The sequence below is a fragment of the Pseudomonas nabeulensis genome (assembly GCF_004682045.1).
Lineage (GTDB): Bacteria > Pseudomonadota > Gammaproteobacteria > Pseudomonadales > Pseudomonadaceae > Aquipseudomonas > Aquipseudomonas nabeulensis.
In genome coordinates, this window is record NZ_QUZT01000075.1 from 12,232 (window position 1) to 31,600 (window position 19,369).

Annotated in this window: 16 protein-coding genes; 12 read left to right on the forward strand and 4 right to left on the reverse strand. The window is 60.1% G+C overall.

Translation table 11 applies throughout. From position 1 onward, the window contains the following. Positions 1–62: 62 nt before the first annotated feature. Positions 63–257: a hypothetical protein gene (locus DYL61_RS26915; protein ID WP_135310856.1), complete on the reverse strand. Its 195-nt coding sequence runs from the start codon at positions 255–257 to the stop codon at positions 63–65. 98 nt (positions 258–355) lie between these two features. Here DYL61_RS26915 and DYL61_RS26920 point away from each other — a divergent pair, with 98 nt between their 5' ends. The 3 genes from DYL61_RS26920 to DYL61_RS26930 all read left to right on the forward strand — a co-directional run bounded on the left by DYL61_RS26920 (position 356) and on the right by DYL61_RS26930 (position 2,959). Then, positions 356–1,222: a LysR substrate-binding domain-containing protein gene (locus DYL61_RS26920; protein ID WP_135310857.1), complete on the forward strand. Its 867-nt coding sequence runs from the start codon at positions 356–358 to the stop codon at positions 1,220–1,222. A gap of 88 nt (positions 1,223–1,310) precedes the next feature. Then, the gene (locus tag DYL61_RS26925; RefSeq protein WP_135310858.1) at positions 1,311–1,781 is read left to right on the forward strand and encodes a RidA family protein; all 471 of its coding nucleotides are present in this window, start codon (positions 1,311–1,313) and stop codon (positions 1,779–1,781) included. Further along, positions 1,778–2,959: an aminotransferase class V-fold PLP-dependent enzyme gene (locus DYL61_RS26930; protein ID WP_135310859.1), complete on the forward strand. Its 1,182-nt coding sequence runs from the start codon at positions 1,778–1,780 to the stop codon at positions 2,957–2,959. Before DYL61_RS26925 ends, DYL61_RS26930 begins: the two co-directional genes overlap by 4 nt. Here DYL61_RS26930 and DYL61_RS26935 read toward each other — a convergent pair. Continuing rightward, positions 2,956–3,297, reverse strand: a complete 342-nt coding sequence (locus tag DYL61_RS26935) for an aspartate-semialdehyde dehydrogenase (RefSeq protein WP_135310860.1) — start codon at positions 3,295–3,297, stop codon at positions 2,956–2,958. The two genes, DYL61_RS26930 and DYL61_RS26935, sit on opposite strands and share 4 nt — an antisense overlap. A 219-nt stretch (positions 3,298–3,516) precedes the next feature. Between DYL61_RS26935 and rapA the strand changes: the two genes are divergently transcribed. Then, entirely contained in the window at positions 3,517–6,363 is a 2,847-nt protein-coding gene (gene rapA / locus DYL61_RS26940; protein ID WP_135310861.1) for an RNA polymerase-associated protein RapA, read from the forward strand. 106 nt (positions 6,364–6,469) lie between these two features. Here rapA and DYL61_RS26945 read toward each other — a convergent pair whose 3' ends face one another. Beyond that, positions 6,470–7,816, reverse strand: coding sequence for a spinster family MFS transporter (locus DYL61_RS26945; protein WP_135310862.1), 1,347 nt, complete (start codon positions 7,814–7,816; stop codon positions 6,470–6,472). Between the two features lie 251 nt (positions 7,817–8,067). On the opposite strand from DYL61_RS26945, the gene DYL61_RS26955 reads away from it, so the two are divergent. The 3 genes from DYL61_RS26955 (at position 8,068) to DYL61_RS26965 (ending at position 13,215) form a co-directional block, all read left to right on the forward strand. Beyond that, on the forward strand, positions 8,068–8,433 hold the full coding sequence (locus DYL61_RS26955; RefSeq protein ID WP_135310863.1) for a YkgJ family cysteine cluster protein: 366 nt from the start codon (positions 8,068–8,070) through the stop codon (positions 8,431–8,433). 141 nt (positions 8,434–8,574) lie between these two features. Further along, positions 8,575–10,839 carry a putative bifunctional diguanylate cyclase/phosphodiesterase gene (locus tag DYL61_RS26960; protein WP_135310864.1) on the forward strand — a complete coding sequence of 755 codons (2,265 nt, stop codon included), beginning with the start codon at positions 8,575–8,577 and terminating at the stop codon, positions 10,837–10,839. Positions 10,840–11,037: 198 nt separating this feature from the next. Beyond that, complete coding sequence (locus DYL61_RS26965) at positions 11,038–13,215, forward strand: hypothetical protein (RefSeq protein WP_135310865.1); 2,178 nt, start codon at positions 11,038–11,040, stop codon at positions 13,213–13,215. A 291-nt stretch (positions 13,216–13,506) separates the two neighbouring features. Here DYL61_RS26965 and DYL61_RS26970 read toward each other — a convergent pair whose 3' ends face one another. Beyond that, a complete protein-coding gene (locus tag DYL61_RS26970) occupies positions 13,507–13,809 on the reverse strand; it encodes a DUF2288 domain-containing protein (protein WP_135310866.1) in 303 nt (100 codons plus the stop codon). 342 nt (positions 13,810–14,151) lie between these two features. On the opposite strand from DYL61_RS26970, the gene DYL61_RS26975 reads away from it, so the two are divergent. The 5 genes from DYL61_RS26975 (at position 14,152) to DYL61_RS26995 (ending at position 19,149) form a co-directional block, all read left to right on the forward strand. Continuing rightward, positions 14,152–15,279, forward strand: a complete 1,128-nt coding sequence (locus DYL61_RS26975) for a branched-chain amino acid ABC transporter substrate-binding protein (protein WP_135310867.1) — start codon at positions 14,152–14,154, stop codon at positions 15,277–15,279. A 229-nt stretch (positions 15,280–15,508) separates the two neighbouring features. After that, positions 15,509–16,432: a high-affinity branched-chain amino acid ABC transporter permease LivH gene (gene livH / locus DYL61_RS26980; protein ID WP_135310868.1), complete on the forward strand. Its 924-nt coding sequence runs from the start codon at positions 15,509–15,511 to the stop codon at positions 16,430–16,432. After that, a complete protein-coding gene (locus DYL61_RS26985; protein ID WP_135310869.1) occupies positions 16,429–17,682 on the forward strand; it encodes a high-affinity branched-chain amino acid ABC transporter permease LivM in 1,254 nt (417 codons plus the stop codon). The genes livH and DYL61_RS26985 overlap by 4 nt, the downstream gene beginning before the upstream one ends. Further along, a complete protein-coding gene (gene livG, locus DYL61_RS26990) occupies positions 17,679–18,446 on the forward strand; it encodes a high-affinity branched-chain amino acid ABC transporter ATP-binding protein LivG (RefSeq protein WP_135310870.1) in 768 nt (255 codons plus the stop codon). Before DYL61_RS26985 ends, livG begins: the two co-directional genes overlap by 4 nt. Before the next feature lies 1 nt (position 18,447). Further along, positions 18,448–19,149, forward strand: coding sequence for an ABC transporter ATP-binding protein (locus DYL61_RS26995; RefSeq protein WP_105698646.1), 702 nt, complete (start codon positions 18,448–18,450; stop codon positions 19,147–19,149). The last annotated feature ends 220 nt before the right edge of the window (positions 19,150–19,369 follow it).

Here is a 19,369-nt window from a genome sequence, read left to right on the forward strand (position 1 = left end):
TCGCCCGCGACGGGGCGTAAAGAAGGGAAATAACTGACCTGCATCAATCGATGCAGGGGGTTTCAACGCTTTTTCGGTTTGTTCTTCGGCTTCTTCTTAACTTTGCCGAGCGGCATCGCTTGTTCAAACGCCTGGCGTACTTCATTCAGGCGTTTGTCATTCAGGTCATGGACACGTTTGGCCCGTTCGGCATTCAGGTCGATCAGCTTGTCGTCATCACTCATGGCTTGGCTTACGTCGTGGCGGGAATGGCTCAATAATGCGGCCTCCCCCGCGTCATCGCAAATCAGCGGGCGACAAAATGCAGGCCATCGCCCAAAATCGGCACTTTCCCTGGCACTGGAGACGCACTCAGGTGGCATTGCACAAGGACCTTCCGCCATTGCTGGCCCTGCGTGCCTTCGAAGCCGTGGCGCGGCATTTGAGTTTTATCAAGGCCGCCAATGAGCTATCGGTCACCCAAAGCGCCTTGAGCCACCAAGTGCAAAAGCTTGAACTGCACCTGGGCAAGCCACTGTTTATCCGACGCACCCGCGCGATTGATCTGACCGCCGACGGCCAGCGGTACTACGATGAAATCCGCCCCGCCCTCGACGCCGTCGCCGCCGCCACCCGCAACCAACGCACGGCGCCCAGCCCCACCGTATTGCGCATCGGCTTGCTGGCCTCCTTCGCCACCTTGTGGCTAGCGCCGCGCCTTGCCAGGTTTCTCAACCGTTACCCGCATATCCAGGTGGAGCTGATACCGGCGATTCAACTGGCCAACGTGGCCGCCGCCGAGGTTGATCTGGCTATCCGTTACGGCAAGGGCGATTGGCCCGACGTGCAAGCCACACGGCTGATGTCGGAAGTGATCTCCCCCGTATGCAGCCCAACGTTCAAGGCACGGCACGACAGCCCCCTGTTGATGGCCACCTCACATCGGCCATTCGAATGGACCGATTGGTCCGAGCATTATCACGTCGACCTCACCCATCACCCCCGCGTGATGCTGCACGACTACAACATCGTGGTCGAAGCCGCCGTGGCCGGCCAGGGCATCGCCATGGGCCGGCATCGCCTGATCGAACGCCGCCTGCAGGACGGCAGCCTGGTGCACGCCTTCGACTGGCCGCCCTACCACAGCGACATCGGCTACTGGCTGATCGCCCCCCAAGGCCCCACGCGCGACGCCGCCGAGTGCTTCAGCCAGTGGCTGAAGGAAACGTGCCGCGATGCGTGAGCTATTTCGATACGTCGTGTGAGATCTATCCGTTTGTCGCCCATCGGAGCAGCCACCATGCTCAGCCCTCTTAACCAGAGGATTGATCATGAGCGACTCCCTGCGTCAACGCGTCCAGGCCCTCGGCCTGCGCCTGCCCACCCCCGGCCAGCCGGCAGCCAACTACATCAACTACGTGATCAGCCAGAACCAGCTGTTTGTTTCCGGGCAAATTCCGCTGGTGGACGGCAAACCCGCCTACCTCGGCCGCCTGGGGGATTCCCTCAGCGACGACGATGGCATCCAGGCCGCAGAACTGGCGGCACTCGGCCTGCTGGGGCAGTTGAGCGATGCACTGGGGGATGATCTGTCCCGCCTGGTACGTACAGTGCGCCTAGGGGTATTTATCGCCAGCAGTGCTGACTTCAAGCAACAAAGTGCGGTCGCCAATGGCGCGTCCAACCTGCTGGTCAACGCCCTCGGCGACAAAGGCCGGCATGTGCGCACCGCGGTCGGTGTTTCCAGTCTACCGGCCGGCGTGGCGGTGGAGGTTGATGGGATTTTCGAGTTACGCCCATGAGCCCGCTGCACGTTCAGCAGTTACGGGATGAAACACCCGGCTGCCAATCCGGCATCGTGCACTTCAACCACGCCGGCGCCTCCCTGCCCAGCCAGGCGACCCTCGACGCCATCATCGAACAGCTGCAACGCGAAGCCCGCGACGGCCCGATGGAGGCCGGCGAACACGGCGCCGTGCAGGTGGAAAAAGCCCGCCGCGCCGCCGGGCAATTGCTCAATGCGCCCGCCGCGTCCATCGCTTTCGCCAGCAGCGGCTCAAGCGCCTGGAGCCTGGCGTTCCAGGCGCTAGGCCCTTGGCAGCCGGGGGATCGGATTCTAGTGGGGCGCCATGAATGGGGTGGCAACCTGGCGAGCATGCAAGTGGCCGTACAGGCCGGCGCCCGCGTGGAAGTGATCCCTTGCGACGCTACCGGTGCGGTATGCCCGCTGGCACTGGAGTCGATGATCGACGCCCGCGTCAAGCTGATCGACCTCACCTGGCTGCCGGCCAACGGTGGCCTGATCAACCCCGCCCAGGCCATCGGTGAAGTGGCCAAGCGTCACGGGATTCCCTACTTCATCGACGCCGGGCAAGCCGTCGGGCAAATACCGGTGGACGTGCAGGCGCTGCACTGCGATGTGCTCAAGAGCGCCGGGCGCAAACACGTGCGCGGGCCGCGTGGAACAGCACTTCTATACGTGCGACCGGACTTCTTGCAGCACTTGAACCCGGCGCAACGCGACGTATTTTCCGCACCCTGGACGGCCGACGGTTTTGATTTGCGCAACGACGCCCGTCGCTTTGAGACCAGCGAAGCCTCGTTCGCCTTGTTGGCCGGATTGGGCAATGCGTTGCAGGAAATGAATCAACTTGGCATTCAGCAGGTATGGGAAAAGATTTCGCAGACCAGCGAGCGAATCCGCGAAGGCTTGCGTCAGATTCCAGGCATTACCCTGCATGACCTGGGCACTCACCAATCCGGCCTGATCGCTTTTAACCTGGCGGGCTGGGACGCCTTCGAACTCAAGCGACGGTTGGGTGTGCAGCGCATCAATATCGGCGCCAATGGCGTGGCCTACACCCCATGGGATATGCAGGCGCGAGGCCTGGCCAGCATTGCGCGGATTTCCGTGAGCCCGCTCAACAACGACGAGGATATCGAGCGACTGCTGACGGCGCTGAAAGCACTGCGGGCTTAGACCTCGACGTCTACCCACAAGCCCTGGCGCGGCGCGTCTTCGATCAGCGGCGCCACCGGTACGGTGTTGTCGGCGTTGAGCAAATTCCCCGGAATCGCCAGGTGCTGCTCCGGGTCTTCGTCGGCTTCACGCCGGCGTTTCTGTTGCTCTTGCTGGCGGCGTTGTTCTTCGCGCAGCAGAAAGGTCGACTGCTCGGCGTCGCCTTTTTTCAGGTCGATCGTGCTTTCATTGGAGCCCGGTTGTACTGGCACCACGGGCGGGATATCCGGCTTCTGGCGCACCGGATCGAGTTGTGACGTGACCGGCACAACGCTGACGGGCAGCATGGGTGGCAGCATAAGGTTTACTCTCCTGATCAACAGGCTGTCGGCGGGTTGCGGGGCGACTTGAACACCCGCTCGCCAAGCTGTGACCCAGTCGACACTCCCAAGTGCCCGCCACCCGTCGATTCAGCTTCCGGGCACCCACTCAAACGGAGTAGTTTTTGTCAGAGTCCTTGGGCGTGGGGGCTTGTTCCGTTAAGATAGTCGGCTTTTTCACGGCGGGAGTCAGGCAGCATGGCGCAGCAGTATCAACCGGGGCAACGCTGGATTAGTGACAGCGAAGCAGAGCTGGGGTTAGGCACCGTTCTGGCACAGGACGGCCGCTTGTTGACCGTGCTCTATCCGGCCACTGGCGACACTCGCCAGTATGCGCTACGGAATGCGCCCCTCACTCGCGTGAGGTTTTCGCCGGGTGACAGCATCACCCATTTCGAAGGCTGGAAAATGACCGTACAGGAAGTCGATGACGTCGACGGCCTGCTGGTGTACCACGGCCTCAATGGGCAGAACGAGCAGGTCACCCTGCCGGAAACCCAACTCTCCAACTTCATCCAGTTCCGTTTGGCCAGCGACCGTCTGTTCGCCGGGCAGATCGACCCGCTGGCGTGGTTCTCGCTGCGTTACCACACCCTGGAACACACCAGCCGCCAGTTGCAGTCCTCCCTGTGGGGCCTGGGTGGCGTGCGTGCGCAACCGATTGCCCACCAACTGCACATCGCCCGCGAAGTCGCTGACCGTATCGCGCCACGGGTATTGCTGGCTGACGAAGTGGGCCTGGGCAAGACCATCGAAGCCGGCCTGGTGATTCATCGCCAGTTGCTGTCGGGCCGTGCCAACCGTGTGCTGATCCTGGTGCCGGAAAACCTGCAGCACCAGTGGCTGGTGGAAATGCGCCGCCGCTTCAACCTGCAAGTGGCCCTGTTCGACGAAGAGCGCTTTATCGAAAGCGATGCCACCAACCCGTTCGAAGACACCCAGCTTGCACTGGTGGCCCTGGAATGGCTGGTGGACGACGAGAAGGCCCAGGACGCGCTGTTCGCCGCCGGCTGGGACCTGCTGGTGGTCGACGAAGCCCACCACCTGGTGTGGCATGAAGACACAGTCAGCCCGGAATACGCGCTGGTCGAGCAACTCGCCGAAGTCATTCCTGGCGTGCTGTTGCTCACCGCCACCCCGGAACAACTGGGCCAGGACAGCCACTTCGCGCGCCTGCGCCTGCTGGACCCGAACCGCTTCCACGACCTGCAAGCCTTCCGCGCCGAGAGCGAGAACTATCGCCCGGTGGCCGAAGCCGTGCAGGAACTGATGGACAAGGGTCGCCTGTCGCCCAAAGCGCACAAAACCATCCAGGGTTTCCTCGGCGATGAAGGTGAAGCCCTGCTCACCGCCGTCAACGATGGCGACACCGAAGCCAGCGCCCGCCTGGTGCGTGAGTTGCTCGACCGCCACGGCACCGGCCGTGTGCTGTTCCGTAATACCCGCGCCGCCGTGCAAGGCTTCCCGGAGCGCAAGCTGCACGCTTACCCGCTGCCGAACCCGGACGAATACCTGGAGCTGCCGCTGGGCGAACACGCCGAGCTGTACCCGGAAGTCAGCTTCCAGTCGCAGCCGGACATCGAAGAAGAGAACCGCTGGTGGCGCTTCGACCCACGGGTCGAGTGGCTGATCGACCAGTTGAAAATGCTCAAGCGCACCAAAGTCCTGGTGATCTGCGCCCACGCCGAAACCGCCATGGACCTGGAAGACGCCCTGCGCGTGCGCTCCGGCATTCCGGCCACGGTGTTCCACGAGGGCATGAACATCCTCGAACGTGACCGTGCCGCCGCCTACTTTGCCGATGAAGAGTTCGGCGCCCAGGTGCTGATCTGCTCCGAGATCGGCAGTGAAGGCCGCAACTTCCAGTTCGCCCACCACTTGGTGCTGTTCGACCTGCCGTCCCACCCCGACCTGCTGGAACAGCGGATCGGCCGTCTGGACCGGATCGGCCAGAAGCACGTGATCGAACTGCATGTGCCGTACCTGGAAACCAGCCCGCAAGAGCGTCTGTTCCAGTGGTACCACGAAGCGCTGAACGCGTTCCTCAACACCTGCCCGACCGGCAATGCCTTGCAGCATCAGTTCGGCCCACGCCTGCTGCCGCTGCTGGAAGAAGCCGACGACGGTGAGTGGCAAGCCCTGATCGACGAAGCCCGCGCCGAGCGCGAGCGCCTGGAAGAAGAGCTGCACACCGGTCGTGACCGCCTGCTGGAACTCAACTCCGGCGGTGCCGGTGAAGGCGATGCGCTGGTGGAAGCTATCTTCGAGCAAGACGACCAGTTCGCGCTGCCGATCTACATGGAGACCCTGTTCGACGCATTCGGCATCGACAGCGAGGACCATTCGGAAAACGCGCTGATCCTCAAGCCAAGCGAAAAAATGCTCGACGCCAGCTTCCCCTTGGGCGACGACGAAGGCGTGACTATCACCTACGACCGTAACCAGGCGCTGTCGCGTGAAGACATGCAGTTCATCACCTGGGAACACCCGATGGTGCAAGGCGGCATGGACCTGGTGCTGTCCGGCTCGATGGGCAACACCGCCGTCGCGCTGATCAAGAACAAGGCGCTCAAGCCCGGCACCGTGTTGCTGGAACTGCTGTACGTGAGCGAAGTGGTTGCGCCGCGCTCGCTGCAACTGGGCCGTTACCTGCCGCCGGCCGCCTTGCGCTGCCTGCTGGATACCAATGGCAACGACCTGTCGAGCCGCGTGTCATTCGTGACCCTCAACGACCAGCTGGAAAGCGTGCCACGGGCCAGCGCCAACAAGTTCATCCAGGCCCAGCGCGACCAGCTGACGCCACGGATCAACGCCGGTGAAGACAAGATCACTCCGCAGCATGCCGAGCGTGTGGCCGAGGCCAAGCGTCGCCTGGCGGCGGATACCGATGAAGAACTGGCGCGCTTGACCGCGTTGCAAGCGGTTAACCCGACGGTGCGTGACAGTGAGTTGGTGGCGTTGCGTAACCAGCGTGAGCAAGGCTTGGCGATGTTGGATAAGGCGGCGTTGCGCCTGGAAGCGATCCGAGTGCTGGTCGCGGGTTAGTCGTTGTCTTTAGGCCCTCATCGGGGGCAAGCCCCCTCCCACCTTTGACCTGCGTACACCGGTCCAATGTGGGAGGGGGCTTGCCCCCGATGGGGTCACCTCGGTCTCACGCAGTAACCGCAGAACCCGACACCTCCACCCCACTCAACCCCTCTTTCATCTTCTTGGCATCGCGCACAAAACACCGCGAAGCCTGGAACAAAAACAGCATGGTCAGGAACAACGCCACCGGAATCAGGTACATGGCGTCATGTAATCCCACCGCCTTATAGGCCTCGGTCATCTGCTCCGCCCCCGCCGCATACATCGCCGAATGGGCAAAGTGATCGGACAAGCCGCCCACCACCACCGGCCCCATGCCCCCACCCAGCAAGTACAATCCGGCAAAGAACAGCGCCATCGCCGTGGCCCGCAAGCGCGGTTCGACCACGTCCTGGATCGCCGTGTACACGCAGGTGTAGAAGTTATAGGCAAACAACCAGCCCACGCTGAACAGCGCCACAAACACCCCAATCTCGATGCGCCCGGCGTGCAACGCCCAAGCCGTGGTCACGGTGGAGATGATCAGGCTGAACGCCGCGAACAGCAGTCGCCCATTGGCCACCCGCTGGTGGATCTTGTCGGCGATCCAGCCGCCCAGGGTCAAGCCCACTAAACCGGTCAAGCCGACAATCACCCCAGTCGCCACGGCCGCCTCCTGCAACGGCATCAGGAAGTAGCGCTGCAACATCGGCACCAAAAACGAATTGCAGGCGTAGGTGGCAAAGTTAAAGCACAACCCGGCCAGCACCAGCCACAGGAACGTCGGCACCGCCAGCACGCGGCGGATCGGGCGGTCGACGCGCTCCTGGGAGACTTGCACGACTTCTGCCGCGCCGCGCTTGGGCTCCTTGATATAAAACATGAACACCGCAAGGATCAGCCCCGGCACCGCCGCGATAAAGAACGGCGCACGCCAGCTGTCGAACGCCTTGACCATCCAGCCAATGGTGAAGAACGCCAGCAACAGCCCAAGCGGCAGGCCCAGCATGAAGATCCCCATGGCCCGCGCGCGACGGTGTGCCGGGAACAGATCGCCAATCAACGAGTTGGCCGCCGGCGCATAGCTGGCCTCACCAATGCCGATCCCCATGCGCACCAGCAAGAACGTCCAGAAACTGCCGACCATGCCGTTGACGGCCGTCAACCCGCTCCAGGCGAACAGCCCCCAGCCCATCAGTTTGCTGCGCGAACCGGTGTCGGCCATGCGCCCAAGAGGCAGGCCGGCGATGGCGTAGACGATGGTGAAAGCGGTGCCGATGATGCCGAGCTGGAAGTCGCTCAGGTGCCATTCCATGCGGATCGGCTCGATGATGATCGCCGGAATGGTGCGGTCGAAGAAATTGAACAGGTTGGCGAGGAACAGCAGGAACAGAATGCGCCAGGCATTCGCCGCTTGGGTCGAGTTCTGCATGGGTCCGTCTCTTTTATTGTTATGAGAGCTGCGATGCCCGATGCATCCTGCTCAGGTCTGTGCAACATAGTCAGGCGGGCGGCCGTTGTCTGTAATGATTCGTAAAGCTGATAGGGCATGATTTCACCCGGCATTACGGGACTTTCCCTACAAAAATATATGTGTGCCCCCCTCTTCCCAACGGCCATGGCATGGATAGAATGGCGAGCCTTCCGTAACACCCCCATCCTACTTATTTGTCGATGACGCCCATGTCCGAAGTCAGTCCGTGTCTGAATTGCGGTGCCTGCTGTTCACACTTCCGTGTGTCTTTTTTTTGGGGCGAGTGCGCCTCATCCGGGGGAACGGTGCCGGATGATCTCGTGGAACAGATCAACCCGACGCGGGTGGCCATGATCGGCACCAACCAAAAACCCGCGCGTTGCTGCAGCCTTGAAGGCGAAGTGGGCAAAGCCACGCGCTGCACCATCTATGAGCAGCGCTCCAGCCCTTGCCGCGAATTTGAAGCGTCGTGGCACGAAGGCGTGCAGAACGTCGACTGCGATGCGGCCCGCGCTGCCTTTGGCCTGGCGCCCCTGGAAGCGCCGTTTGAGCTGGAATTGCCCATCAGCGCTTAGCATCAAACGCTATGGATGGCATGCCAAAATCGTTGAGAGCAAAGTGCCATTATCGATGGCGAATCCCACACGGCTTCTATACTCGACACCATAGGTCATCGCCGTAGGCAGTGACGTCATGACGCTATGGTGGGGCATGCTATGGAATGGCTGGGTCTGCATTTTTTTACCGAGCTTCCAGACAACGGGCACTTATTACTCAATTGCAGTCATAACCCTTTTCTGGTGTTGCTGGCTTATTTGGTCGCTTGCGCGGCGGGGTTCGGCACGCTGGACATGGCCGAACGTGTCGGCCATGTCGAAGACCCTACCGCACGCCGCCACTGGCGATGGCTCGGCGCCGGTTGCCTGGCGGGCGGTATCTGGGCCACCCACTTCATCAGCATGCTGGCCTTCCAGGCACCGATTGCCATTCATTACGAACTGCTGATGACGTTCGCCTCGCTGCTGATCGCCCTGATTGCCTCGCTGTTCGCCATGCAAACCCTCAGTCATACCCATCTGCGTTTTCATCAGTATTTGCTGGCGTCGGTGTGGATGGGATTGGGGATCGCACTGATGCACTACGTCGGCATGTCGGCGATGCGTTCCCAGGCCCAGGTGTACTTCGAATCGGAGCTGTTCCTGGCCTCGGTCGGTATCGCCATGGGTGCCAGCCTGGCGGCGCTGCTGCTGTCCAGTTATCTGCGGACCGGCACCGGGGTGTTCCACCAATTACTCAAGTACGCCGCCAGCCTGGTGTTGGGCGCCGGCATCCTGAGCATGCATTTCACCGGCATGGCGGCCATGCGGTTGATGGTGCCCAATGGCACCGACCTGTCGTTGCCGGTGGACAACAATCCGATCCAACTCGGCCTGTCCGTCGCCGTCATCACACTACTGGTGATCGGCAGCAGCATCAGCGCCGCCCTGGCGGATAAAAAATTGCAACACAAGGAGCGTGATCTGCGTCGGGTCAACGCCCTGCTCAGCGAATTGGACCTGGCCCGCGCCTCGCTGCAACAAGTCGCCCATTACGACGCACTGACCAGCCTGCTCAATCGACGTGGCTTTAATCAGATCTTTGCAGAGAAACTCGCGGAAAAAACCGCAAACAACGGCATGATGGCGGTGATCTTCCTCGATATCGACCATTTCAAACGCATCAATGACAGCCTTGGGCACGACGCCGGCGACCAATTGCTCAGCGCGCTGGCCGCGCATATCAAAGGTTCGGTGCGCAGCCATGAAGACGTGGTCGCTCGCTTTGGCGGCGATGAATTCTGCATCCTGATCAGCATTCATCACCGCGACGAAGCCCGACACCTGGCCCAGCGCATTATGCAAAGGATGAAAGAACCTATCGAACTGGCCGGACGACGCATGGTGATGACCACCAGCATTGGCATCAGTCTGTTCCCCGACGACGGCCTGACCTGCGAAGAACTGCTGAAAACCGCTGACCTGGCGCTGTATCAATCCAAGGACACCGGGCGCAACAGCCTGACGTTTTTCAGTTCCAACCTGAAAACCCGGGCCTTTCTGGAGCTGCAACTGGAAGAAGAACTGCGCGCCGCCCTGCGCAGCCACAATCAATTGGTGCTGTTCTACCAACCGATTTTCGACATGAAACTGGGCAAGGTCACACGTTTGGAAGCCCTGGTGCGCTGGCAACACCCGCAACATGGGCTACTGGCCCCGGACCGTTTTATCGGGATTGCCGAAAGCAATGGACTGATTGCCGAACTGGACCACTGGGTCTTGCGCCAGGCCTGTCATGACCTGAGCTTGTTGTCCGACCGGGGCTACACCGAACTGACCATGGCGGTGAACTGCTCGGCGCTGAACCTGGCTCGTGACGAGTTGGCAGATGAGATTGAAGACGCCCTGCGCTTCAGCGCGCTGGGGGCCAACCGCCTGGAACTGGAGGTGACCGAAAATGCGCTGATGGGCAATATCAGCAGCACCCTGGCGCTGCTGCGGCAAATCCGGGCACTGGGGGTATCCCTGGCTATCGACGATTTTGGTACCGGTTATTCATCCCTCGCCTACCTCAAGCGCCTGCCGCTCAACACCTTGAAGATCGACCGTTCGTTTATTCAAGACATCCCCAAGTCCACCGCCGATATCGAGATTGTCCAGGCGGTCATCGGCATGGCCCATACCCTGCACTTACAGGTGGTGACCGAAGGTGTGGAAACCCAGGCCCAATTCGAACTGTTGCTCAAGCATGGCTGCGATTTTGTCCAGGGCTACCTGTTGAGCCCGGCGGTGCCTGCCAGCGATATCATCGGCGTGATCCAGGGCATCGAGATGCGCAACCCGCTCTACCCGTTCAGCACCTCGGGCAACAAAGACCCCAACGCGCCGAAAGAGCCCTCACCGCCCCGTACCGGCCCCGCTTCTGTCGTCAGGCCAATTCGCTGACGCCGAATCTTTGGCATTTCGCCATCATTGACCTAAAGAACCCCGACGAACGGCCGATTCATCAGAGTCCGGCCACGTTTCCCCTGGGTTAAACCCCTTCGATCCGGACAAGGACGCGCTGTAAAAGTCGCGAACTCCCATTCCGTGATGGCCCCTCTGATTACGTTTCAGCCATCCGCCCAGGCACATGGCGCATCAATGACTTCTAAAAATAACTCTGCCACCGTGGTATCCGACGTGTTGCTCCCCGCGCCTGCGGAAAAACCCTCAGGTTCAACGTCATTGAGCAGCGCCCGCCCGCTGGCCACCCAGCAATACCTGTACTTCACCGAGACCAACACCGACCGCATCCTCGATAACCTCGACGGCCTGCGCGACCTGGTATTCCCGCGCCCGCCGCACCTGGAAGTCGACGGCGAGCCGCGCAACGAGCAGGAATTCCCGTCGGTGTGCCTGATCGGCCTGGGCCGCTGTGGTTCCAATATCGCGCTGGACGTGGCCGAGTTGGTCTACAACGCGCGCAAGTTCTACCTCAACGAATTCAGCACCGAAGACAAGTCGCTGGACAAGGGCTACAGCCCGGCCCAATGGATCCGCACCAACCTGCGCCTGGGCGGCGGCAAGGCCAGCAAACCGGTGTTCCTGGTGGAGCCACTGGTGATGCTGGGGGATCTGGACAAGGACATCGCCGGGCGTATCCGTTTTTCGCGCAAGGGCGAAAAAATCGGCTTTTTGCGCGACTACAGCAAGATGAAAATCATGGACCTGTCGGAAGTGCATGCCGGTGGTGCGGGTAACGCGCCGATCCTCGGCCAGTACCTGGCCAAGATCATCCTCAACAAAGACACCCAGCGTTTCTCCAGCCCTGACTGGAAGATGATCCACTCGTACCTGATCGACTCCTGCGGCATCAAGGCCAACCAGTCGCGCCTGTACTTCTCGATCTTCAGCGCCGGCGGCGGCACGGGTTCGGGCATGGCCTCGGAATTCGGCCTGGCCCAGCAGCACTCGTACATGAACAAGACGTTCGACACCAAGCCCGCGGACGAGCATGACAGCAAGAGCGGCCATGCATTTGTGTTCGAACCGATCTTCACCAGCGGCATCTGCGTGCTGCCGAATATTTCCGATCACCGCAGTGAAATGTCCGAGGCTTTGCATATCAACGCCGGGCGACTGCTGTGCAAATACCTGTCGGAAGAATGGGATTTCTCGTACAACTTCGACAATGAAGACAGCAGCGAAGCCAGCGTGAAGGGGCGTATCCGCCCGTGGAACGCAATGATGCTGATCTCCAACGACATCATGCGTTACGCCGAAGAGAGCGATGACGGCAATATCCAGAACATCGATGTGAATGCCATGGAGAAGCACGCCAACCAGTACATCTCCCAGCAAATCTTCAATATCCTCACCGCCCAGGCGGTGACCACCGACTACGACCAGAACTATTTCCGTCGTGCCGGTATCGACATCGGCGAAACCATTCGCCTGGATGCCAACGACCTGTTCATGAGCCTGGCCGGCCCGGTGGCGATTGCCTACGCCGAGTCCGTGGTGCCGGAAACCTCGGTGCCGACAGGCGACAAGTTCAAGGTGTTCGAAAAAGAGCCGCAACGCCTGAACATCGACGACCTGTTCTTCCGTTCCATCGACCTGCCGCACTTCAACAAAGTCACCCAGGCCATCGAGGGCATCAGCCTGCTGCCGATTGAGTCCAAGCGCTACAAGGCGTCCCTGGAGCAATACAAAAACTCCGGTTACGACGCGGCGGCGCTGCATGACCTGCACTTCTTCAAGAACTGCTCGTCGGTGGTGTCCATCGTGTCGCTGCCCAAGGACTACAAGCTGTCCTACATGGACCTGAACCGGCTCAAGACCCACCTCAACAGCCTGTTCCCCAACACCACCCTCAAGCGTTATGCGCTGGTGATCGGTGCCTCGGCCAACCTGTCGCTGACCACGCTGATCGCCAAGAGCCCATGCCTGTCGGATGATTTCCTCACGTTGATCGTGGCGTTTATCAAACGCTGCTTTGCACGCAATCCGTACCGCTTCGATGACACACTGGACAACTCGATCCTGGACTTCATCATCCACGAGGACTTCGACGAAGACCGTATCGATGAACTGCTCAACGAGTTTGAAAACCCGGCGAAGATCCTCGATACCAACTGGTATGCAATCAAGCCGATGTATGAGAAGAAGTACCGCGAGTTGATCAACGACAAAGAGAAGTTCGTGTCGATCAATGACATTCGCCTGTCACGGGATTGCGTGAAGAAAGCGATCAAGTACCTGCGTGAGATCTACCGTCACCGGATTGGCAAGACCAAGGTGATTTCGTTGAATAACCACACCGGGAAAACGGCTTAAACCGAGTGCCCCCATCGCAGGCAAGCCGGCTCCCACACTTGGAATGCAATTCAAATGTGGGAGCTGGCTTGCCTGCGATAGCCATGGATCAGCCAACAGAAAAGCGCATCCTGGCCACAACTAGAAACAATTCATCTCACTTCAAGTGACCTTTGAAACTGTGCCCATGACGCGCACGTCACCCCTGGCTGTGACCTTTCTCTACGGCAAGATGCCATCACTGCTTCAGCGGTTACTCCGCTACACACTTGTAGCGGCGAAAAACGCGCACCATTTTCGTGCGCGACTTTCTTAAGACGCCCTTTCCTGGATCAGAATCCACGGCGAAACCACCACCGCCCACAAGCTCGGATCGCGCTCTACCAGGTCCAACGCCCGCGTCGCAGACACTTCGCCGAGGCTGCCCGCGGCCAGCCAGGCGGCGACTTTGTCACGGTTGTCTTCGGCCATCCCCTCGGCGGCTTCGATCAAATCCAGGCCGGCGTCGACCCACAATAGGGCACCCTTGGCAAAGAACGGTTCAAGCTCCTTCCAGGATATTTCGGCGGTTTCACCGAGCAGCTTGGCATAGAGGGTGCTAGGTTCTTGCGTCATGGGAATTCACCTGAGGAAAAAATCGGCGCAATCATAACGTCGAGGCCCTTGTAGAAAAACCCAGTTGCAAATGAGTGAACCAATGAAAGTGTCAGGAAAGCCAAGGATCGCCGGTAACTCTGGCATCAGACCGCCGCAATTCTGTCTTTTTCTTTCATTTAAGCGACACGCCCGGGTTTTGCCCCCAGCAGCCAGCTTTTCAAGCGATCAACCGGCGCTCTACACTGTACCGGTACAGTTGCCAGGGCACTGCCGGGGGGGATATCCGAGATATCCGATCCGGTTCTGCAGCTCACAAGGCCGCTAGAACTATAAAAAATACAACAGTAAGAGTGGAGCACTATGAATAAGGCTACTAAGCAGATTTCCAAACTGTTTGCCGCTATGGTCCTGGCTGGGGTTGCCGGCCATTCGTTCGCAGCCGACACCATCAAGATCGGCATTGCCGGCCCTAAAACCGGCCCGGTAACGCAATACGGTGACATGCAATTCATGGGTGCCAATCAAGCCATCAAAGACATCAACGCCAAGGGCGGCGTTGACGGCAAGATGCTTGAAGCCAAGGAATACGACGACGCTTGCGATCCTAAACAAGCCGTTGCCGTTGCCAACAAAGTGGTCAACGATGGCGTCAAGTACGTGATCGGCCACCTCTGCTCCAGCTCCACTCAGCCAGCGTCCGATATTTATGAAGACGAAGGCGTGATCATGATCACCCCCGCGGCCACCAGCCCGGACATCACTTCCCGTGGCTACAAACTGGTGTTCCGCACCATTGGCCTGGACAGCGCCCAAGGCCCTGCAGCGGGTAACTACATCGCCGACCACGTGAAGCCAAAAGTCGTTGCGGTCATTCACGACAAGCAGCAGTACGGTGAAGGTATCGCCACCGCCGTTAAACAGACCCTCGAGAAGAAAGGCGTGAAAGTCGCCCTCTTTGAAGGCATCAACGCCGGCGACAAAGACTTCGGCTCGCTGATCCAGAAGCTCAAGCAAGCCAACGTCGACTTCGTTTACTACGGCGGCTACCACCCTGAGCTGGGTCTGATTCTGCGCCAAGCCAAGGAAAAAGGCGTGAACGCCAAGTTCATGGGCCCAGAAGGCGTCGGCAACGACTCCATCTCGCAAATCGCCCAGGGCGCTTCCGAAGGCCTGCTGGTGACCCTGCCGAAATCCTTTGACGCAGACCCAGCGAACAAAGCCATCGTCGACGCCCTCGTAGCCGACAAAAAAGACCCAAGCGGCCCATTCGTGTTCCCGTCCTACTCGGCTGTTGAAGTGATCGCCGGCGGTATCGCTGCCGCGAAGAGCGAAGACACTGCCAAAGTGGCTGCGGCCATCCACGCAGGCACCTTCAAGACCCCGACTGGCGACCTGAGCTTCGACGCCAAGGGCGACCTGAAGGACTTCAAGTTCGTGGTCTACGAATGGCACTTCGGCAAACCTAAAACCGAAGTTTCCCCTCAGTAAGCCAGGCGTTACTGGCCCTACAAGCCCACTGTGAAAGCAGTGGGCTTTGTTTTACGAGGTTTATGGGCCTGTCACCCGCGATCCGGGCGCTGGCTCACCTGAAAATCTTAAAACCGTCACCAGCGGTTCGCTGGCAAACGCGTTGGGCAAATGTGCTCACAGAACACAGCCCAAGGCCGGAACATGACTCCACCAGTGAAATGCGTATCGGGTTTTTAGGAGCGCTGTAATGCCTGAGATCTATCATTTTTTCCAAACGCTGGTTAACGGCATGACCGTTGGCAGCACCTATGCCTTGATAGCCATTGGCTACACAATGGTTTACGGCATCATTGGAATGATCAACTTCGCCCATGGCGAGGTGTACATGATTGGTTCCTACGTGGCCTTTATCGCCCTTGCCGGGCTGGCCATGATGGGGATCCACTCCCTGCCGCTGTTGATGACCGCCGCGTTCCTTGCGTCGATCATCGTGACCAGTGCCTATGGCTACAGTATCGAACGGGTTGCGTATCGCCCCTTGCGCGGCAGCAACCGTCTGATCCCGCTGATTTCCGCCATCGGCATGTCGATTTTCCTGCAAAACACCGTATTGCTGTCCCAGGACTCCAAGGACAAGTCCATTCCCAACCTGATTCCGGGGAGCTTCTCCTTCGGCCCAGGTGGCGCACAAGAAGTGCTGGTTTCGTACATGCAGGTGCTGGTTTTCGTCGTGACCCTGGTGGCCATGCTGGGCCTGACCCTGTTCATCTCCCGCTCCCGTCTGGGGCGCGCCTGCCGGGCTTGCGCCGAAGACATCAAGATGGCCAACCTGCTGGGCATCAACACCAATAACATCATCGCCCTGACCTTCGTGATCGGTGCCGCACTGGCCGCCGTCGCGGCGGTGCTGCTGAGCATGCAGTACGGCGTGATCAACCCCAACGCCGGTTTCCTGGTGGGCCTCAAGGCCTTTACCGCGGCGGTCCTGGGCGGCATCGGCAGTATCCCGGGCGCGATGCTCGGTGGCCTGGTGCTGGGTGTGGCCGAAGCGTTCGGCGCCGATGTGTTCGGCGACCAATACAAGGACGTCGTGGCGTTCGGCCTGTTGGTTCTGGTGCTGTTGTTCCGTCCGACCGGCATCCTGGGCCGTCCGGAGGTTGAGAAAGTATGAGCAGATATCTTAAACCGGCGTTTTTCAGCGCCTTGCTGGTCTGGGCCGTGGCCTTTCCGGTACTCGGCCTCAAGCTGAGCATTGTCGGCATCAACCTGGAAGTGCACGGCACCGGTCCCGTGACCCTGACCGTCATCGCCCTGTGTTCGGTGCTGATGTTCCTGCGCGTGTTGTTCAGCGATCAGTTCAGTGCCTTGCTCAAAAGCAACCGTGGCCCGTTGGTATCGCCCAAGGTCAGCCAATTCCTGACCCTGCCGCGTACCCAGCGCTACATCATCATCGCGTTGATCATCGCTGCGCTGATCTGGCCGTTCTTCGGCTCGCGCGGCGCCGTCGACATCGCCACCCTGATCCTGATCTACGTGTTGCTGGGCCTGGGTCTGAACATCGTGGTGGGCCTGGCCGGTCTGCTCGACCTGGGTTATGTGGGCTTCTATGCGGTGGGTGCCTACACCTACGCGTTGCTCTCGCACTACCTGGGCTGGAGCTTCTGGATCTGCTTGCCGTTGGCGGGTATGGCCGCAGCGACGTTCGGCTTCCTGCTGGGCTTCCCGGTGTTGCGTTTGCGCGGTGACTACCTGGCCATCGTGACCCTGGGCTTCGGTGAAATCATCCGGTTGTTCCTGCGTAACCTCACGGATATCACCGGTGGTCCCAACGGTATCAGCAGCATTCCGAAGCCGACGTTCTTCGGGCTGTCGTTCGACCGCAGCGCCGCAGAAGGTATGCAGACCTTCCACGAATACTTCGGGATCGACTACAACCCGGTGAGCAAAGTGGTGTTCCTGTACCTGGTGGCGCTGTTGCTGGCACTGGCCGCCCTGTTCGTGATCAACCGCCTGCTGCGCATGCCGATTGGCCGTGCATGGGAAGCGCTGCGCGAAGATGAAATCGCGTGCCGCGCCCTGGGCCTGAACCCAACCGTCATCAAGCTCTCCGCGTTCACCCTGGGTGCTGCGTTCGCCGGTTTTGCCGGTAGCTTCTTCGCCGCTCGCCAAGGTTTGGTGACCCCGGAGTCGTTCACCTTTATCGAGTCGGCGATCATCCTCGCCATCGTGGTACTGGGTGGCATGGGCTCGCAATTGGGCGTGATCCTGGCCGCAATCGTGATGATCCTGCTGCCGGAAATGATGCGTGAGTTCAGCGAATACCGCATGTTGATGTTCGGCGCCATGATGGTGCTGATGATGATCTGGCGTCCTCAAGGCCTGCTGCCCATGCAACGTCCACACATGGAGCTGCGCAAATGAGCCGCGAGATCCTGAAAGTCGAAAACTTGAGCATGCGCTTCGGCGGCTTGCTGGCGGTCAACGGCGTGGCCCTGATCGTGAAAGAGAAACAGGTGGTTGCGTTGATCGGCCCTAACGGCGCCGGCAAGACCACGGTGTTCAACTGCCTCACCGGTTTCTACAAGCCGAGCGGTGGCAGCATCCTGCTGGATGGTCAGCCGATCCAAGGCCTGGCCGGTCACGAGATCGCCCGCAAGGGCGTGGTACGGACCTTCCAGAACGTGCGGTTGTTCAAGGACATGACGGCGGTCGAAAACCTGCTGATCGCCCAGCACCGTCACCTGAACACCAACTTCCTGGCCGGTCTGTTCAAGACGCCATCGTTCCGCAAGAGCGAGCGCGAGGCCATGGAATACGCGGCGTACTGGCTGGATAAGGTCAACCTGACCGAGTTTGCCAACCGCCCTGCCGGCACCCTGGCCTACGGTCAGCAACGTCGCCTGGAAATCGCTCGCTGCATGATGACGCGCCCGCGCATTCTCATGCTCGACGAACCGGCCGCCGGCCTGAACCCCAAGGAAACCGAAGACCTCAAGGCGCTGATCAGCGTGCTGCGTGAGGAGCACAACGTCACGGTGCTGCTGATTGAACACGACATGAAACTGGTCATGAGCATTTCCGACCACATCGTGGTGATCAACCAGGGCACGCCGCTGGCCGATGGGTCGCCAGAGCAGATCCGCGACAATCCGGAAGTGATCAAAGCCTATTTGGGGGAAGCGTAAAATGCTGCAATTCGAAAACGTTTCCACTTTCTACGGCAAGATCCAGGCCCTGCACAGCGTCAACGTGGAAGTGCGCCAGGGTGAGATCGTCACGCTGATCGGCGCCAATGGTGCCGGCAAGTCGACCTTGCTGATGACCTTGTGTGGTTCACCGCAAGCCCACAGCGGCAGCATCCGCTACATGGGTGAAGAGCTGGTGGGCCAGCAGTCCTCGCACATCATGCGCAAGAGCATTGCCGTGGTGCCGGAAGGCCGTCGCGTGTTCTCGCGCCTGACCGTGGAAGAAAACCTGGCCATGGGCGGGTTCTTCACCGACAAGGGCGACTTTCAGGAACAGATGGACAAGGTGCTGCACCTGTTCCCTCGCCTCAAGGAACGCTTCAGCCAACGCGGCGGCACCATGTCCGGCGGCGAGCAGCAAATGCTCGCCATCGGCCGGGCGCTGATGAGCAAGCCCAAGCTGTTGTTGCTGGACGAGCCGTCCCTGGGCCTGGCACCGATCATCATCCAGCAGATCTTCGACATCATCGAACAGCTGCGCAAGGACGGTGTGACGGTGTTCCTGGTGGAGCAGAACGCCAACCAGGCGCTGAAAATCGCTGACCGGGCCTATGTGCTGGAAAACGGTCGGGTGGTGATGCAGGGGACTGGCGAGCAGTTGCTGACCGATCCGAAGGTGCGTGAGGCGTACCTGGGCGGTTAAGTAATCTTGCTTGAAAATGTGGGCCCCCGATAGCGTTCGATCAGTCACAGGAATTGAGACTGACACACCGCCATCGGGGGCAAGCCCTAACGCCAGTCAGTTAAGAGATGACAGGAGCAACACCGCCTCTGTAGTGAGCGGGCTTGCCCCGCGCTGGGTGGCGAAGCCGCCCCAAATCCATCCACCGCGGTCTGTCTGAGGCACCGCGGTACCAGGGTTT

Bases quoted from the DNA above. Each gene is read 5' to 3' on its own strand.
- rapA (WP_135310861.1), top strand. From the start codon at position 3,517: ATGGCGCAGCAGTATCAACCGGGGCAACGCTGGATTAGTGACAGCGAA.
- DYL61_RS26970 (WP_135310866.1), bottom strand. From the start codon at position 13,809: ATGACGCAAGAACCTAGCACCCTCTATGCCAAGCTGCTCGGTGAAACC.
- DYL61_RS26935 (WP_135310860.1), bottom strand. From the start codon at position 3,297: ATGCTGCCACCCATGCTGCCCGTCAGCGTTGTGCCGGTCACGTCACAA.
- livH (WP_135310868.1), top strand. From the start codon at position 15,509: ATGCCTGAGATCTATCATTTTTTCCAAACGCTGGTTAACGGCATGACC.
- DYL61_RS26925 (WP_135310858.1), top strand. From the start codon at position 1,311: ATGAGCGACTCCCTGCGTCAACGCGTCCAGGCCCTCGGCCTGCGCCTG.
- DYL61_RS26995 (WP_105698646.1), top strand. From the start codon at position 18,448: ATGCTGCAATTCGAAAACGTTTCCACTTTCTACGGCAAGATCCAGGCC.
- DYL61_RS26945 (WP_135310862.1), bottom strand. From the start codon at position 7,816: ATGCAGAACTCGACCCAAGCGGCGAATGCCTGGCGCATTCTGTTCCTG.
- DYL61_RS26930 (WP_135310859.1), top strand. From the start codon at position 1,778: ATGAGCCCGCTGCACGTTCAGCAGTTACGGGATGAAACACCCGGCTGC.
- DYL61_RS26985 (WP_135310869.1), top strand. From the start codon at position 16,429: ATGAGCAGATATCTTAAACCGGCGTTTTTCAGCGCCTTGCTGGTCTGG.
- DYL61_RS26960 (WP_135310864.1), top strand. From the start codon at position 8,575: ATGGAATGGCTGGGTCTGCATTTTTTTACCGAGCTTCCAGACAACGGG.
- DYL61_RS26965 (WP_135310865.1), top strand. From the start codon at position 11,038: ATGACTTCTAAAAATAACTCTGCCACCGTGGTATCCGACGTGTTGCTC.
- livG (WP_135310870.1), top strand. From the start codon at position 17,679: ATGAGCCGCGAGATCCTGAAAGTCGAAAACTTGAGCATGCGCTTCGGC.
- DYL61_RS26975 (WP_135310867.1), top strand. From the start codon at position 14,152: ATGAATAAGGCTACTAAGCAGATTTCCAAACTGTTTGCCGCTATGGTC.
- DYL61_RS26955 (WP_135310863.1), top strand. From the start codon at position 8,068: ATGTCCGAAGTCAGTCCGTGTCTGAATTGCGGTGCCTGCTGTTCACAC.